The organism is Microcystis sp. M083S1 (assembly GCF_020246405.1).
GTDB classification, from domain to species: Bacteria; Cyanobacteriota; Cyanobacteriia; order Cyanobacteriales; family Microcystaceae; genus Microcystis; species Microcystis aeruginosa_C.
In genome coordinates this window covers 1-15,773 of the sequence record NZ_JADBTB010000231.1, presented here as the reverse complement: position 1 = coordinate 15,773, position 15,773 = coordinate 1, and the positions used below count along the sequence as shown (strand labels likewise).

The 15,773-nt window shown below is 45.0% G+C and carries 16 protein-coding genes, 1 tRNA gene and 2 pseudogenes; 7 read left to right on the top strand and 12 right to left on the bottom strand.

What is annotated here, in order from left to right; genetic code table 11:
- A pseudogene (locus IM450_RS21020) lies at nucleotides 1–131 on the top strand (IS30 family transposase); the annotation flags it as partial.
- Nucleotides 132–450: 319 nt separating this feature from the next.
- On the opposite strand, the gene IM450_RS21015 reads toward IM450_RS21020, so the two are convergent.
- The 9 genes from IM450_RS21015 to IM450_RS20975 form a co-directional block, all read right to left on the bottom strand.
- Nucleotides 451–1,512 carry an anthranilate phosphoribosyltransferase family protein gene (locus IM450_RS21015; protein WP_002803458.1) on the bottom strand — a complete coding sequence of 354 codons (1,062 nt, stop codon included), beginning with the start codon at nucleotides 1,510–1,512 and terminating at the stop codon, nucleotides 451–453.
- Between the two features lie 262 nt (nucleotides 1,513–1,774).
- Nucleotides 1,775–2,746 carry a LysR family transcriptional regulator gene (locus tag IM450_RS21010; protein WP_002803459.1) on the bottom strand — a complete coding sequence of 324 codons (972 nt, stop codon included), beginning with the start codon at nucleotides 2,744–2,746 and terminating at the stop codon, nucleotides 1,775–1,777.
- Between the two features lie 169 nt (nucleotides 2,747–2,915).
- Nucleotides 2,916–4,163: a glutamate-5-semialdehyde dehydrogenase gene (locus IM450_RS21005; RefSeq protein WP_287660462.1), complete on the bottom strand. Its 1,248-nt coding sequence runs from the start codon at nucleotides 4,161–4,163 to the stop codon at nucleotides 2,916–2,918.
- 10 nt (nucleotides 4,164–4,173) lie between these two features.
- On the bottom strand, nucleotides 4,174–4,581 hold the full coding sequence (locus IM450_RS21000; protein ID WP_002803461.1) for a hypothetical protein: 408 nt from the start codon (nucleotides 4,579–4,581) through the stop codon (nucleotides 4,174–4,176).
- Nucleotides 4,582–4,752: 171 nt separating this feature from the next.
- A tRNA-Gly gene (locus IM450_RS20995) sits at nucleotides 4,753–4,824 on the bottom strand.
- Between the two features lie 72 nt (nucleotides 4,825–4,896).
- Complete coding sequence (locus tag IM450_RS20990) at nucleotides 4,897–5,190, bottom strand: hypothetical protein (RefSeq protein WP_287666685.1); 294 nt, start codon at nucleotides 5,188–5,190, stop codon at nucleotides 4,897–4,899.
- Between the two features lie 55 nt (nucleotides 5,191–5,245).
- Nucleotides 5,246–5,791: a 6,7-dimethyl-8-ribityllumazine synthase gene (gene ribH, locus IM450_RS20985; protein ID WP_287666683.1), complete on the bottom strand. Its 546-nt coding sequence runs from the start codon at nucleotides 5,789–5,791 to the stop codon at nucleotides 5,246–5,248.
- A gap of 136 nt (nucleotides 5,792–5,927) precedes the next feature.
- Entirely contained in the window at nucleotides 5,928–6,116 is a 189-nt protein-coding gene (gene psbZ / locus IM450_RS20980) for a photosystem II reaction center protein PsbZ (RefSeq protein WP_002732865.1), read from the bottom strand.
- Nucleotides 6,117–6,485: 369 nt separating this feature from the next.
- Entirely contained in the window at nucleotides 6,486–6,935 is a 450-nt protein-coding gene (locus IM450_RS20975; protein ID WP_287666681.1) for a CopD family protein, read from the bottom strand.
- A gap of 113 nt (nucleotides 6,936–7,048) precedes the next feature.
- On the opposite strand from IM450_RS20975, the gene IM450_RS20970 reads away from it, so the two are divergent.
- Entirely contained in the window at nucleotides 7,049–9,745 is a 2,697-nt protein-coding gene (locus IM450_RS20970) for a CBS domain-containing protein (protein ID WP_287666678.1), read from the top strand.
- A gap of 218 nt (nucleotides 9,746–9,963) precedes the next feature.
- Here the strand turns inward: IM450_RS20970 and IM450_RS20965 are convergent, their stop codons facing one another.
- Both IM450_RS20965 and IM450_RS20960 read right to left on the bottom strand, forming a co-directional pair.
- A complete protein-coding gene (locus tag IM450_RS20965; protein ID WP_002733784.1) occupies nucleotides 9,964–10,128 on the bottom strand; it encodes a hypothetical protein in 165 nt (54 codons plus the stop codon).
- 436 nt (nucleotides 10,129–10,564) lie between these two features.
- Nucleotides 10,565–10,858 (bottom strand): RNA recognition motif domain-containing protein, encoded by a 294-nt coding sequence (locus tag IM450_RS20960; RefSeq protein WP_287666675.1) that lies wholly within the window; start codon nucleotides 10,856–10,858, stop codon nucleotides 10,565–10,567.
- Nucleotides 10,859–11,099: 241 nt separating this feature from the next.
- On the opposite strand from IM450_RS20960, the gene pheS reads away from it, so the two are divergent.
- The 4 genes from pheS (at nucleotide 11,100) to cdd (ending at nucleotide 15,069) form a co-directional block, all read left to right on the top strand.
- Nucleotides 11,100–12,104: a phenylalanine--tRNA ligase subunit alpha gene (pheS, locus tag IM450_RS20955; RefSeq protein ID WP_287666672.1), complete on the top strand. Its 1,005-nt coding sequence runs from the start codon at nucleotides 11,100–11,102 to the stop codon at nucleotides 12,102–12,104.
- 13 nt (nucleotides 12,105–12,117) lie between these two features.
- Nucleotides 12,118–12,462: a DUF4870 domain-containing protein gene (locus IM450_RS20950; protein ID WP_002803472.1), complete on the top strand. Its 345-nt coding sequence runs from the start codon at nucleotides 12,118–12,120 to the stop codon at nucleotides 12,460–12,462.
- 511 nt (nucleotides 12,463–12,973) lie between these two features.
- Nucleotides 12,974–14,101, top strand: a complete 1,128-nt coding sequence (locus IM450_RS20945; RefSeq protein WP_002803474.1) for an NAD(P)/FAD-dependent oxidoreductase — start codon at nucleotides 12,974–12,976, stop codon at nucleotides 14,099–14,101.
- Nucleotides 14,102–14,667: 566 nt separating this feature from the next.
- Entirely contained in the window at nucleotides 14,668–15,069 is a 402-nt protein-coding gene (gene cdd / locus IM450_RS20940) for a cytidine deaminase (protein WP_002803476.1), read from the top strand.
- Here cdd and IM450_RS20935 read toward each other — a convergent pair.
- On the bottom strand, nucleotides 15,066–15,371 hold the full coding sequence (locus IM450_RS20935; RefSeq protein WP_287666667.1) for a DUF433 domain-containing protein: 306 nt from the start codon (nucleotides 15,369–15,371) through the stop codon (nucleotides 15,066–15,068). The two genes, cdd and IM450_RS20935, sit on opposite strands and share 4 nt — an antisense overlap.
- Nucleotides 15,372–15,624: 253 nt before the next feature.
- Between IM450_RS20935 and IM450_RS20930 the strand changes: the two are divergent.
- Nucleotides 15,625–15,773: pseudogene (locus IM450_RS20930) on the top strand (ISNCY family transposase); the annotation flags it as partial.

The window sequence follows — 15,773 nt, the reverse complement described above, 5'->3', positions numbered from 1 at the left end:
TCGTTAAGCCAGAGGAGGTGGAAAGAGCCGTAAACTTGATTAACAATCGTCCTCGAAAATGTCTTGACTATCGTACCCCGAATGAGGTATTCTATAAAGATAGATCAGACAGTGATGCAATTCAGACTTGAATTGGCCTATTGAGGAAATGACCAACAGGCTCAAAGAAGGGTTAAAATCTCCCGATAATTTCACTTCTGCTCAATTTGCAGCCACCATGATTGAGGGATCGCCCAAAGTTAGATTTGTCGCACGGGGTTAGATTTGTTGGGTAATGTCTTTGGGCTTTTTGAAAATCAAAAAGTACCAGATATAGGAGTGATCGGGGGGGGATAATTCAGCTACTTTTTCCCTGAAAATTAGGTAATTGACCCCCTCAAAATCGGTAAAACCCTACACCCCACACCCCACACCCTACCCCCAGGAAAAACTTTTTGCCGCAGACCCTATCTATGGCTGATTTTCCAGATAATTACAGATTTGTTCTAATTTAGCCAGAGCTTTTCCTGACTGTAAAGATTGTTGTGCTTGCTGGAAACCGGTGGGGATATCTGGGGCAATTCCACAGCGCCAAAGATAAAAACCACCGTTAAAAATTGCCGCATCGGTTAATTCATTATTTTCTCCAGCTAATAAACCCTTTAATTTAGCGGTGAGCATCTCTAAAGATTCGAGGGGATAATCCGAAGGACAGAAGCCATAATCGCGAGGATTTAGGAAAAATCGCTGAAAGGAAGGGGGATCGGTGGGATTTCCCAGACCAATAATCGCCGTCCGATTACAGGCTAAATCACAACTCCCCTCTAATCCTTTCACGGTGGTGAAGTGAGAGATATTTCTCAGGGCAAAAGTTTCGCGAAAACGATCTTCGGTGGGGGGATGAACAAAACCCGATATTTGATGAATATTACCGACCAAAGGCGACCACATTAACTCTACCGTGGCCATGGGCGGACGTTTACCGATTTGCTCCCGATAAGTAACAAAATTCTCTACTAGGGGAAAATGGCGCGGAATATAGAAAAAAGTCAATCCCGTGGTGATTAAACAGTCTTTCACTGCTGCTAAGGATAATTGACTAAAATCTGCTCCTAATTGCTGCCAGATTTCCCTGAGAGAAATACCGTATTTAGTCGGCATTCGATCGCCCCCGTGCAGGACTACAGGAACCCCCGCCAACCCTAAGATTAAAGTAGTGATCGGAGTAACCGGGGCAGTGCGAGAGCGTCCATCGTAGGGATTGCCAAAAATAGTGATCGGATGCTGAAAAGAGGCTGATTCTAGGGTTATTTGCGGGCCAAGCTCGGCGTAGGCATCAAGCATTCCCGCTAACTCATCGCTGGTGGGGCGTTTAATGCGATGGGCAATCATGAAAGCACCGATTTGGGCCGGGGTTGCCTCTTGGGTTAACATCATCTTGGTGGCCATTGCCGCTTCGGGACGGGTTAAATTTCTGCCCGTATGGGTGCCACTACCGATCGCTTTTAATAATTCTCGAAAAGTATCACTCATCTCAAGGAAGAAAATAAAGAGTAAATAGGGTTTGCTGAATAAATCTAAAAACCTTGTTGGATAAGACTTTTAGACTTGTTTTCCCTCAAAAAGTGCCGACCTTTGGAGTGATTGGGGGGAAAATCCCTGGACTTTTTCCCTGAAAATTAGGTAATTGACCACCTGAAAATCGGTAAAACCCCACACCCCACACCCCACACCCCACACCCTGCCCCTAGGAAAAGCTTTTTCAGCAAACCCTAAATAGGATTGATTGGGATTGCTAAGGCTGGACGTGGTGGTTTTCTAGGCTTTTAACCACACTTTGATTCATTTGCCGCACTAATTGACAGAAATGAGCGATCGGTGGTATCTGTAGGCGATCGCTGGTGGTGACAAGGACTACCTGACGGGTGAGACGATGACTAAATTTACCATTATTAAGATAGGGATTTTCGCCACTAGGGGAAGCAAGAGGACGAATGGCGAGGGTAGCATCGCTACGCGCTTCCATCAGGGCAGATTGGGGCAGAAGAGCGATAATATTACCCTGACGCACCACACCGCGAAAAGCATCGAGGGTGTTTAATTCCATGACAGTTTTCAGGTGGGCATCCTGACGGGAAAACCATTCTTGTACTAATCTTTGCATTCCGTAGCCATCTTTGAAAACCACTTGCGGATAGGGGATTAATTCTGACCATGGCACTTCTTTGTATTGGGCGAGAGGATGATTAGCGGCCATGAGAATTTCGATCGCTTCTTGGTATAATACCTCGACCACCATCTCCGGGCTAGAGGTGAGAAAACGATTATTCATTACCAACGCCACATCTACTAAACCATCCCGCAGCACTTTTAAGGCGCGATCGCTGCCTAGTGCGGTAACTCTTAACTGAACTTCTGGGTATTCAGCGCAAAATTTCGGCAAAATCGGCGGTAAATAGTGGGCGCACACGGAATGAATCGCCGCCACGCACAATTCTGGCTGTTTTCCTGCCTGTAGGTCAGTGATTTCCTCGTGAACATTCGCCCACTCTTGACAAATCCGTTTCGCCCGGGGCAGTAATTTCTCCCCAGCAATGGTTAACTTCGCTTGGGCGGTACGATGGAAAAGAGGTAAGCCCAAATCGGTTTCTAGGGATTGAATCTGCCGGCTGATAGTCGATTGGGTGACTCCACACTGGCGGGCGGCTTGACCGAAATTGCCCGTATCGGCTACGGCTAAAAAGGCTTGCAATTGCTCGATCCGCATTCTTTCTCGTTTTAATTACATTCCTTCATGACTTTATGACAATAACGAATTTTATTCTGACTTTTGGTAGAAATTGCTACCGTTTTCTCAGTTATCAGTTACCAGTTATCAGATGTGAGTTTTCAGTTCACTGATTACTGTTGACTGTGGACTGATTACTGAAAAAAAACTACCCCTGCACCACCTGTTTAAGGGTGGTAAAGGTTTCTAGGTTGATTAACCCCCGGCGCTGGCCTTTTTGGTTGGAAATGCCCAAAAATACCGATTCTCCCTGTTTGGGATTGCGATCGAATCGGGGGGAAGAATTGATATAAACTAAAGCACTATCGGACTCCATGGCAAATTGACGACTTTCTCGATAGGATTCGGTGACAATACAATCCGCATGACCGCTACTATACTTATTAATCCAAGCGATCGCATCAGTGAGGGTATCCACTAACCTAAAGGCCACCGTTTTTTCTAAATAGGGTCTTTGCCAATCATTATCGGTGGCAATGGTTAAATGTTCGGGAAAATCCGCCGCTAATCGGGTATCTCCCCGCAATTTAAAGCCTTTTTCCTGCAAACTTTTAAACAAACGACTTAAAGTCGAAGAATTTTGATGGGGACTAATTAAAACTTTTTCGATCGCATTGACCGGATCGGGTATACTCCCATGACTATCGATAATTACCTGACGGGCTAACTCCAAATCGCCACTAGGAGACCAATACAAATAACAGTTTCCCATCGCTGCGCGCAAAACGGGAACCGTGGCCAATTGACTCACCCGACCAATTAAACTAGGGCGACCGTAGGGAATAATTAAATTAACATAATTTTCCTGGGTCAGCAACTCCTCTAGGGAGGGACTAGAATCACAGGGCAAACCACTGACACAATCCACGGGTAAACCCACATCTTCCAATGCTTCTTGGATAATTTCCGTAATCACCCCATCGGAATGACTAGAGGCATTGGAACCCCGAATAATCAAACTATTGCCACTTTTTAGGGAAAATCCCGCCGCTACCATCGCTAATTCCGGAAAACCTTCATAGACGAAGGCAATCACTCCTAAAGGCATCCTTTGGCAATAGGTTTGGGAAGGATTCAGTTGATAGGCCGCGTTAATTACCTGTTGCAGCGGATCCGATGCTTCCGCTAGTTGTTGCAATACCTCCACCGTCGTCTCTAAACGTTCGGGAGTTAACCGTAACCAGCGAATCATTTGTTCCGAGACGGCCATCTCTCGACTGACTTCTAAATCGAGGGTATTGGCTTCTAAAATGCGATCAAAGCCAGTTTTAATGCCCTTAGCGATCGCGATTACCCCGCGATTTCTTTCATTGCCATTAAATTGACCTAGAGCCAGAAAAGCATTATATGCTTGCTTAAAGATCGTCAGGGGGGGGGTGGAGGAACTTTCGATCATAGATTCTTGTCTAGCGTCGATAGGCTAACCAAAAGATGAATGCGGGCAAAATAACTAATAGCATAACTAGAATTGCCCCAAAAATCACGCTTACCCCAGGTGGTGATTTTAAAATTAAGGGTAGCCAAACGATCGATAATAACAGAGTTATCCCCATTATCAGGGGTAATACCTCTTGCCCAAGGCGCTGATTCGTACTCACCCAACGAAATCCTGTCCAGCGCCAAGTGCGTTTATAGGGATAGTGGGGGGCTAATTGTTCGATAATTTGGCCGTTTTCCTGTAGCACAAATATCTGTTGACAGCGATCGCATCCAAAGGCATCGGTCAATAAAATCGGACATAATGTCCCTTTCCGACGACAGGGACAAGGATAGTCTTGGTGTTGGTCGATTTTGGTATATTTACGCGGTCGCACAAGCTAAATTTTTGTTTATAAACGGTTGTTTTTAGTCGCTCGTGGTCAATAGCTAAGGGATTCAACGGTTGCCCAAAATCCTCAACCCTGTTGCTCACGGGTAATTCCCATCTTAAGGGATATCCCTAAATTATTCATCCTGACCTTAAGGTATATTTCAAGATTTTTTCAAGCGGGCAACGCGATTCGAACGCGCGACATTCACCTTGGCAAGGTGACGCTCTACCACTGAGCTATGCCCGCAAGCCGTTTTTTTCACACTTACCTGAGTATCCCAAATCTCAGAGCATTTGTCAAGTGGTTTGGAGCATTTTTTTACAATAATTCATCTTCTGGCAAATCCCCCAAACCGGTAATAGCTTCGAGAACCACCTTAGCCTGTAGTCGGTTGAACTGATGTTCCAAGCGATCAAAACGCTTGTCAATGGCGGCGAATTTTTCATCCACTGCGGCGAATTTTTCATCTATATGCCGTTCCATAGCGTCAAAAGCTTCCGTAATCCGCCCCTCTGGTTCTAAATCTAATTCCAGAGTCTTGATTCTCTCGACAGCGTTGACTAATTGCCGTCTGAGTTGGTTAATATATTTGTTCTGTTCAGCTTCGCTCATCAGTGGAACTCCAGGAGTGGGGACAACTAAAATCCTAAATTCTGGGGGAATTTTCTTAGCCTTCCATCAGTGCCTGTTGGGGATTATTTTCCAATAATTCTAGGGGTTTATCTTCATTCCGGGGGCGCAATTGACGCATGAGACTAGCCATTTCTAGGGCAGATAGGCCATAATTCCAGCCCAAATTACTCTTAATACCGGCCCGTTCGAGGGCCTGTTGTAGAGTATCAGTGGTGAGAATACCGAAGACAACGGGAACACCCGTCTGAAAAGCGGCCGCGGCGATTCCCTTAGCGGCCTCGGCGGCAACGTAGTCAAAATGGGGCGTTTGGCCGCGAATAATTGCCCCTAGACAAATAACGGCATCGTAACGGTGGGAAAGGGCGACTTGACGGGCTACCATTGGCACTTCAAAGCTACCCGGTACCCAGATATAATCCACTTGAGTGCCATCGGGATTAACATCAACCCCGTGACGCTTGAGACAATCTTGACAGCCTGATAACAGTTTATCAGTGACGAGATCGTTAAAACGACCAATCACGATCGCAAACCGCCAAGAGGATATATCCTCGGTAAAATTTCCCTCAAAAACAGTCATAAGGTGTGGGGTGTGGGGTGTGGGGTGTGGGGTGTGGGGTGTGGGGTGTGGGGAGGTGGGGAGATGGGGTAGTGGGGAGGTGGGGAAACTGTCTCATCACCCTATCACCCTATCTCCTCCTGACTCCTGATCAAGGCTAAATCACTAAAAAGTTTAAAATAGCGACGGCAACGACTAAAATCGCCCAAATTGCCGAACCCACATAGAGAAGGGGTTTCGATTGATCCCAGTTTTGGGGGGAAGCATAGGCAACGGGGACACCAATCACCATCAGCAAGGAAAATAAAACTAAGGCAATGAGAAAAAATTGAAAAACAATAGACATGATTGGGTTCTCCTAAAGCAGTTGATGTTTATTTAGATAATTCTCCCAGATTTGATACTTGTATGGAAGAGCCTCACTTCCAATCAACTTAACTGGACGACCCTTCCTCTAACTCCCCCCTGAATCAGGGGTTAAAGGAGATATCCCCGTCAGACCGAATCCACGAGCATTTTAATTCTACTGCCACTGACTACCCAGCCGCAGCGGGTCTTAAAATTTTTTTCCAGTGTCTATCCTTGCCAAAAGCAGCAGGGCAAGGGGTTAGGTGGGGTAATTGACTCCCTGTGATTCCTTGCCCAGATTACCGTGTTTTTGCGTTTTCGCCAAACCTAGCCTAGAAAGATATCCAGACTGCTGAACTGCTAAAAGCTAATGGTCAAGCCCGCCCAAACGGATGCCGGCGCCAAAAATGACGAATAATACTGCTAGAGTGGTGACGGCGACTATGTGCAGGGCGAGGAAATTTAAGTTTTCCTCGCCCAGTTGAGGAAGGAGAAAAAAGCGGGAATGAAGGGCCAAGATGAGAGTTAATAGCAGTAAAGCTAACTTAATTCCTATATAAACCGATAAAAAACTATCAAATGACCAAAAATCACGAAATCCGGGCAAATAAATCCAAGTCAGTCCTAGGCCCGTTATTACCTGCAACAATAAAGCAGATAACCCAAAACCCTCAAAATATTGCTCAAATTGACGAATTCGGTCTGGTTCTCGGTTTTTGAGGGCCTGGGGTAGAACGGTGACTGCCAACAATAAATGACCACCGGCCCAGACGGTCGCCCCTAGGGTGTGGAGAATTACTAAAATTTTGAACAACATGGGTTTCTCTTGGTCAAGATTTGCTAACTTATAGTACTTGACCCGGTTATTGCCGAGCATTTAGTAACAATAGATACAGAAAAAATCCTGATAACTTCTCCTTACTAAAAAATATGGATTTAATTTTATGTCATCAAACGGCGGATTTTGACGCTTTGGGGGCAGCGGTGGGTTTATCGTTGCTGAAAGCGGGTAGTCGCATTGTTTTAACGGGGGGAGCGCACCCAACAGTAAGGGAATTTTTAGCCCTGCATCGGGATGAATTTGCTTTAATTGAAATGCGTAGTGTCAATCCGGACCGTATTCGCTCTTTAATTATCGTTGATAATCAGTGGCGGGAGCGTCTGGGAAAAGCCTCCCAGTGGCTCGATTTAGGGCATTTACAGGCGATCGAATTGTATGATCATCATTTAGATAGTGAAAGCGATATTCATGCCTCTAGCGTCCATTTAGAAGGGGTGGGAGCTACCACGACTTTAATTGTCGAAGCTTTACAAAAAGCCCAGATTAAACCAAACTCGATGGCAGCGACGGTAATGGCACTCGGTATTCACGTTGACACGGGTTCCCTGACTTTTGCCGGTAGTACCCCCAGGGATGCCTATGCTTTGGCTTGGTTAATGACCTGTGCTGCTAACATTAAAACGATCGCCCAATACTGTCAACCGAGTTTTTCCCCGCGCTTACAGGAGTTATTTAGCCTTGCTTGGGAAAATCTAGAGATTAAAACGATCCATGACCGTAAAATCGCCCACGTTCTCCTCCATACTGCCGATTTTATCCCCGGTTTGTCTAGTCTGGCCGAGCGCCTACTGGAATTATCCGATAGTGATGCACTACTTTTCGGCCATAGTTATAGTAAAGACGAGGAAGATAAGTCCCGACAGCGTTTAACTGTGATTGGTCGCTCTAGAATCGATGGAGTGAATCTATATCAGCTTTTTTCCCCCTATAACGGCGGTGGTCATGCTCAGGCCGCTTCGGTGAGTTTTCGCGATGTTCAGCCAGTTCAACAGTTAAACCAACTACTGGGGGACTTAATTGCTCAAATTCCTCCTTCTCCCACTGCTAGGGATTTAATGTCTTCTCCGGTGCGGACAATTCGTCCCGATACTTCCATATCTCAAGCCGAGCGCATCCTTTTCCGTTACGGCCATTCGGGTTTATCGGTGGTAGATGAGCAGGATCGCTTAGTTGGGGTGATTTCTCGTCGTGACCTCGATTTAGCTCTCCATCACGGCTTTTCTCGCTCTCCCGTGAAGGGATACATGACTTGTAATCCGAAAACTATTACCCCCGATACTTCCCTTCAGGAAATCGAGTCACTGATGGTAACGTATGATTTAGGGCGTTTACCTGTACTAGAAAATGGGCAGTTAGTCGGTATCGTCACTCGTACAGATGTATTAAGACAGATTCATCAAAATGAGCGGGTGCGTTTTGAAGGGGTTGCTTTGGTTTCCTGTCTTTTACCGACGATTAAAGAGCGTTTAGAGCCGGTTTTATGGTCATTCCTGCAAGCTGCCGCCACTGCCGCTCAAAAACGCGGTTGGCATCTCTATCTGGTTGGGGGTGCAGTGCGCGATTTATTGTTAGCCACAGAAAGGGATACTTTATTGTTACAGGATATCGATTTAGTGGTGGATGGCTGCCATCGTGCCGCCGGTGTGGGTGCGGGGGTAGAATTGGCTAATTGTTTACGCGAAATTTATCCGGGGGCCCGGTTATCGATTCACGGGGAATTTCAGACGGCGGCTTTGTTATGGCACAAAGATGAGCGTTTTGGCTCGTTATGGGTGGATATCGCCACGGCACGCACGGAATTCTATCCCTATCCCGCCAGTAATCCCCAAGTGGAGGCTAGTTCGATTCGACAGGATTTGTATAGAAGGGATTTTACAATTAATGCTCTGGCAATTCGCCTAACTTCGCCGAAAGAGGGGGAATTACTCGACTTTTTTGGCGGTATGTTGGATTTACGCGCTCAAGAAATCCGGGTTCTCCACGCTAATAGTTTTATTGAGGATCCGACGCGCATCTATCGAGCGGTGCGTTTTGCCACTCGGTTAGGATTTGTTATTGAACCCTTGACAGAAAATTATATTAGGTATGCGATCGAAAGTGGAGTTTATGAGCGCTCACGGCAACAAAATCAGAATGCACCCGCTTTACAGTCCCGTTTAAAAGCGGAGTTGAATTATATTTTAGAGGCGGATTACTGGGAAAGTGCCTTAGAAAAGTTGGCTGAGTTGGGGGCTTTGCACTGTTTACACGGGGATTTAAGTTTAAATCAAGCTTTATGGCGACAATTGCGCTGTCTTAGTCGTTGGTTAGATTGTTTAAGTCTGGAATTGCCGGTGAATGCTTGGTTAATGCGGTTGGAATTATTAATCGCTTCTCTGGCTGTGGGGGAAAGAATAGCGATCGCTAATAATTTACAATTGCCCAAAGATAGTCTGGGGCGTTTACAAAAACTAGAAGTTATGGAAAGGGAGATTAGCAATAATTTTGCTTATGATCAACCCGTTAGTCAAATTGTCAGCTTTTTCAAGGGTTATCAGGTTCCTAGTTTGTTATTGGTGGCGGTGAGGAGTCAGACTAGGATGCGGGCTTTAATCTGGCAATATTTAACTAAATGGTCGCAGATTGAGGCTCCTATCGACGGCAATGACCTAAAAGCTTTGGGTTATCAACCGGGTCCCCAGTTTAAATCGTTACTTGCGGCGGTATTGGGGGCGACTTTAGATGGAATAGTCAGCAATAAAAGCGAAGCTATGGCTTTTATTGCTAGATTAACTCGGGCTTGCTGAATAAATCTAAAAACCTTATTGGGTAAGACTTTTAGACTTTTTGTCAATCAAAAAGTACCAGTTGTGGGAGAGATAGGGGGAAAATTCTGGGACTTTTTCTCTGAAAATTAGGTAATTGACCAGATGAGAATCGGTAAAACCCTACACCCCACACCCCACACCCTACACCCTGTCCCCACGAAAAACTTTTTGCCGCAGACCCTAACTAAGTCAGCAGATTAGGTATCGGCTGCCCCTTCATTTTCCGAAGATTGTCTTTGATCGCTGGAATAACCGCCTCTACCTCCTCTGGTGGTGGTACGATTAGAAGCAGCCCGGAATTGACGAGCGTAGGCGCGGTTGCGTTCAGCTTTTTCTTTTTTCAAATTACGACGTTTAGCCACAAGAATCTCCTTGGGATAATAGATAGACAAGCAGGGAAACGAGCGATCGCTTCCCCCATTGACATTGACACTCTCCGCCCTAAAAGTGCGGAGATTCTTGGGCTGAATCCTGCCTCCACTAGCAACGCTAATTTTGGTCTTACGGTTTCATGTCTAGTCCGACTACACCGATAAGGCAAGCACTCTTATGGACTACTCCCCAAGCGTAAATTTCTGTGTGTCCCACAGTATTTAATTGTTTTGCGTTCTTACAGTTTGGACTTAATTGAACACCATTGACTGTTAGAAATTTTGAGATTACGGAGTAGGACGTTTGACCTCTTTCCTGACGTTCTCACGGTCGGCAACCTACAAACATTCTAGCATAAACCCGTCCCTAAAAGGACGGGGTTTTCAACCCAAATTTCTGATAACCTAGAATGGTTACGATCGGGGATTAGTAGCGACGATCTCGATTGCGATTGCCACCACCGAAGGAAGGTTTGGGTTCTCTTTCACGAGCTTGATTGACTTTTAATTCTCGTCCCATCCATTGAGCGCCGTCAAGAGCGGCAATAGCGGCCGATTCTTGCTCTGGGGTTTCCATTTCCACGAAAGCGAACCCGCGTTTTCTTTTCGTTTCCCGATCCATGGGAAAGTGAACGCGCTTGATCTCACCATATTCCTTAAAAACCTCAACCACGTCTTCTTGGTCAACCTCGAAGGGGAGATTACCAACATAAATTGACATAAAACCTATCCTTGCACAGATAAAAACAACAGATTTGTAGAGAACCAAGATTTCGGGAACTAGCTGAACCAATACTAAACAGAAACGCTTTGACCATTAATACTGACAACGAGCCGCAGTGCCGACTTTTATTCTCAACTTCCATCCTAGCACATAGCTATTAGCTTTGATCGATTCTGCCTGTCTCGCCACGGGAGCAGATAAACTAGACTAGAATGCTGCCCCATAAAATGCCCTAATTATGAGTTTATCCCCCCATCCGATCGAAACTGCCCTAAAAACCCTGGCAGCGAAAGCGGAAAATTCCATCGAACAAACAACAACCCTAGAAGACTTAGAACAGCTAAGAGTGAATTATCTCGGTAAGAAAGGAGAATTATCGCAGATTTTACGCGAAATGGGCAAATTAACCCCCGAAGAGAGACCGCGCCTCGGTGCGATCGCTAATGAGGTCAAAGAATCAGTACAATCGCTGCTGGAATCCCAGCGAGAAAGTCTCCAGAATGCCCAAATTAAGGCGAAATTAGCGGCGGAAACCCTCGATGTCACCCTGCCTGCTCTTAGCCGTCCTTTAGGGCGAATTCACCCCTTAAATAGCACAGTTGATCGCATGATCGATATTTTCGTCGGTCTGGGTTACAGCATCGCCACTGGGCCGCAGGTAGAAACCGATTATTATAATTTTGAGGCTTTAAATATCCCTGCTGACCATCCGGCCCGGGATATGCAGGATACTTTTTTCTTGAGGGATGGTCGTTTATTGCGGACCCATACCTCCCCAGTGCAGATTCGCTACATGGAAAGTCACGAACCCCCAATTCGGATTGTGGCCCCGGGCCGTGTTTATCGTCGCGATACCGTGGATGCAACCCATTCTGCGGTTTTCCATCAAGTGGAATTATTAGCGGTAGACCGGGGATTAACCTTTACGGATTTGAAAGGAACAATTAAAGAATTTCTTAAGCAAATGTTCGGGGCCGATTTACCGGTTAAATTCCGCGCTTCCTACTTCCCTTTTACTGAACCCTCGGCCGAGGTAGATGTGCAGTGGAAAGGCAAATGGTTGGAGGTGATGGGCTGTGGTATGGTGGATCCCAATGTCTTAAAAGCAGTCGGTTATGACCCCCAAATCTATACGGGTTTTGCTGCTGGTTTTGGCGTGGAAAGATTTGCTATGGTATTACATGAGATAGACGATATTCGCCGTTGTTATAATAGCGATATCCGCTTTCTCCGCCAATTTTAGGGGGATAAACCCGATGGTCAAGAGTGAAGATTTAACCAAAAAAAGACTCCTATCCGTGGCTTGTCATGCTTCGATCTTTTTGAGTGCTACGCTGGTATCGGTGGGGATTCCCTTAGCTATTTATTTCATTTCTGATGATGGAACGGTGAAGGAAAACGCCAAAGAAGCTTTAAACTTTCACCTGAATATGTGGTTATACTACCTAATTGCCGGGATTCTAATTTGGGTTTTAATCGGTTATTTGCTCCTAGGGATTCTTGCTGTGGTGAACATTGTTCTCCCCATTCTTGCTATCCTGCAAGTCTGGAAAGATCCCTATAAGGTTTTCCGTTATCCTTTCATTTTCCGGGTTCTGTAATTAATTATCGGGGTTGAAACCTGTTCAACCCTGGGTGCATCTCATTTTTGTCAATCTGTTGAGTTGGGATTTTTAAATGCAAACTGTCTTCTAAAATTGGTAATTACTTCCGATTTTATCACTCAATCCAAGTCTTTGGGGGGTTCTACCCTCCAAACCCCGGAGCGCATTAGTTTTTCGGTGGGATGCTTACACGCAGCTGCTGATATATTTGCAATAATTTAAAAGTCACTGATAATTGCTGATTGTCCGTATTTCTGCAAATGTGAGATGCAGCCTCAACCCCTTTTTAGTCCTATTCCCACTAGAAAAATAGCCTCTGGAGTTTATAGAGTTCTTGCATAATTAATTTTTGAGAGTGCAAAACTGAGAAAAATAGACATAAAATTGCGTAAAATCCCTAAATAGAGCATTTAATTGATTAATGCTCATTCTTAATTCTCCTGACGACCGGCTACTGGCTCCTGACTCCTCACCTAAAGGAAGATTTTTGATTTTTGCAAGAGGTCTTATGACTAAAATTGTCATCATTGGTGCGGGGATAGTGGGGGCCACCATTGCCTACGAATTAAGCGCCATCGCAGGATTAGAAATTACCCTCATTGATGAAAAAAAACCAGGACAAGGAGCAACCGGGGCAGCCCTAGGGATTTTAATGGGCATTATCAGCCATAAAACTAAAGGTAGAGCCTGGAAACTGCGGCAAGAAAGTTTAAAACGCTACGAAACCCTCCTTCCTGAGCTAGAATCCCTCACCGGACTGACTATTCCCTGTAACCGTGATGGTATTGTCCTACTGAGATCGAGTGCCGAAGACGAAGAAAATTGGCGCAAGTTAGCCCAAATCCGCCAAGAACAGGGATATTGTCTAGAAATCTGGGATAAAGAGACTTTAAACCAAAAATGTCCCCAGGTGGCTGGGGAGCATCTCCAGGGTGCTATCTATTCTCCCAGTGATCATCAAATTAATCCGGCCCTGCTCACGGAGTCTCTCGTCACTGCTGCGGCAAAAAGGGGGGTAAAATGTCAATTTGGGGTAAAAGTTGAAAATTTCGGGAAGACAGAGCTTCAAGGCTCTAATTTGAGGCAATGCACTCAGGTTTATAGTTCCAATGGTATAGAGGAAACTGACTTTTTGATTCTTTGTGCGGGAATTGGTGCCACTGCTTTAACCGAAACTCTTACCCATCCAGTGGAGATCCGACCGGTTTTAGGGCAAGCTTTACAGATAAAATTGACGCAACCCCTAGAAAGTTCCGATTTTAAGCCGATTTTAACGGGAAATGACCTGCATATTCTGCCTTTGGCCGGAGCAGAATACTGGATTGGAGCAACGGTGGAATTTATGGACGAAAAGGGCGAAATTATCGCCGATACTGCCCTATTAGAACAAGTGTATCAAAAGGCGATCGCTTTTTGTCCCTCTTTGGCTGCGGGTGCGATCGTGCGTACTTGGTCCGGTAAGCGACCCCGACCGGAGAAAAAATCCGCTCCCATCATCGAATATTTGCCCAGATACGATAACGTTATTCTGGCCACGGGACACTACCGCAACGGGGTTTTATTGGCCCCTGCTACCGCTAAAATCGTCAGGGAAATGTTAAGTGATAAGTTAGGGTTTGCTGAAAAAGTTTGTTGATGGGGTTAGGAGTCAGGATTCGGCTTTTTTCTCCCCTCTCTACAATAATTACTCGCAGCCAGAAATACTTTGGCGTATATCATACTTTGTGCTTTTTGTCAAAAAAACTTTTTTTTTGCAATAAAACTACATAAAAAAAAGATCATCGTTGTGGGTGAAATTGACTGATTTACCCGTCTTAATTAGAATCACCTTCTAGGTGTGGCAATGGTTTCAACTATTGCTGCCCAAAAAAGCACAGAATAAGCCATTATGAAATTTAGTAAAATCGCTGTAACCATCATAACATCGTTGTTAAATAAAAATCTTTCTCAATTAATTCTTAAGAATTTATAAATATTGCGGAATGTTAATTTAAATATTCTCAAGTTTTTGCAGTCAATAAATAATTTTTGCTTATATTTGTCGGAAAATAGAACTCCCGCAAAAATCCAACATCTACCATTGGGTTAGGAGTCAGTTATCAGTTATCAGTTCACTGAGAAAACTCCCCACACCCTACACCCCACACCCCACACCCCACTTACCCAATTCCCCAATTCCCCACACCCTGCTATCGGCAGCCGATGACCCTATCTGACCAAGAAAGACAACAACTCTGTGACACTGCTCGGGAAGTGGCGAAACTTTCCTATTCTCCCTATTCCCGTTTTCGGGTGGGGGCGGCGGTCTTGACAGATAAAAAGATTTATGCTGGTACTAATGTGGAGAACGCTAGTTATGGCTTGAGTTTGTGTGCGGAAAGGGCAACTTTAGCGCAAATAATCGCAGCGGGCGATCGAGAAGTACGGGCGATCGCTATAGCCTGTATCGATGGGAAGGATGATATTAGTCAGTTAACTCCCTGCGGAGCCTGTCGTCAATGGATAGCCGAATTAGCGCCGCAAGCGGAGATTATTATCTGTGGAACTCAGCAAAATTATCGTTTTAATCTCTCGGATTTACTGCCTTTTTCCTTTCGTTTTTAACTGTGGGTATAAAAAGGCGACTTGGCAGCTTGATTAGTCATATTTTCTTGTACTTGTTGCCATTCCATTGTGATTTCTTGGTCAATTTCTTCTTGATGGTCAAAATAGTAACCCATGGCTGCAGGAGCTTCGGCTAGGGTTAAATAAAGGTGTTGACGACAGATTTCTTCTACCGACCAACCATAGGCGATGTAGTCCATGACAATTTGAGCAACGCGGATACGCGGTAATCTTTGTAAATGTGCGGGTTGGTCGTCACTTTTTTCTATGTGTGGATAGGATAGAGCTAAGTAGTCGTGCAAAATTAATTTCCTAGTAAAGATAGGCAAGAGGCAAGAGGCAAGAGGTGGTTAGATATGTGTAATTAATTTTGCTTAGGTACTTAACATAGGGCTTCTAGTTAATTGATTTGACCTATTCTAACAGTTTTAGGCGTTGCTGAATCAAGATATGAATGCTAATTGTGCATCGTATCCACAACCAACGCTGAGGACTAGGTTTGAAAAATTGTCTAGGGGACAATTCATAGATCAGACAGTGATGCAATTCAGACTTGAATTGGCCAATTTAGAACCAGAATTTATTAAAAAACAAGATGGGCAGCAAAAACAAGATTGTGAAAATGCGGCTGTTAAAAGATGGTTAGATAAGAATCATCAAAAGAAGTATGGTTATCCTGTAACCCTGTTAGGAGATGACTTATA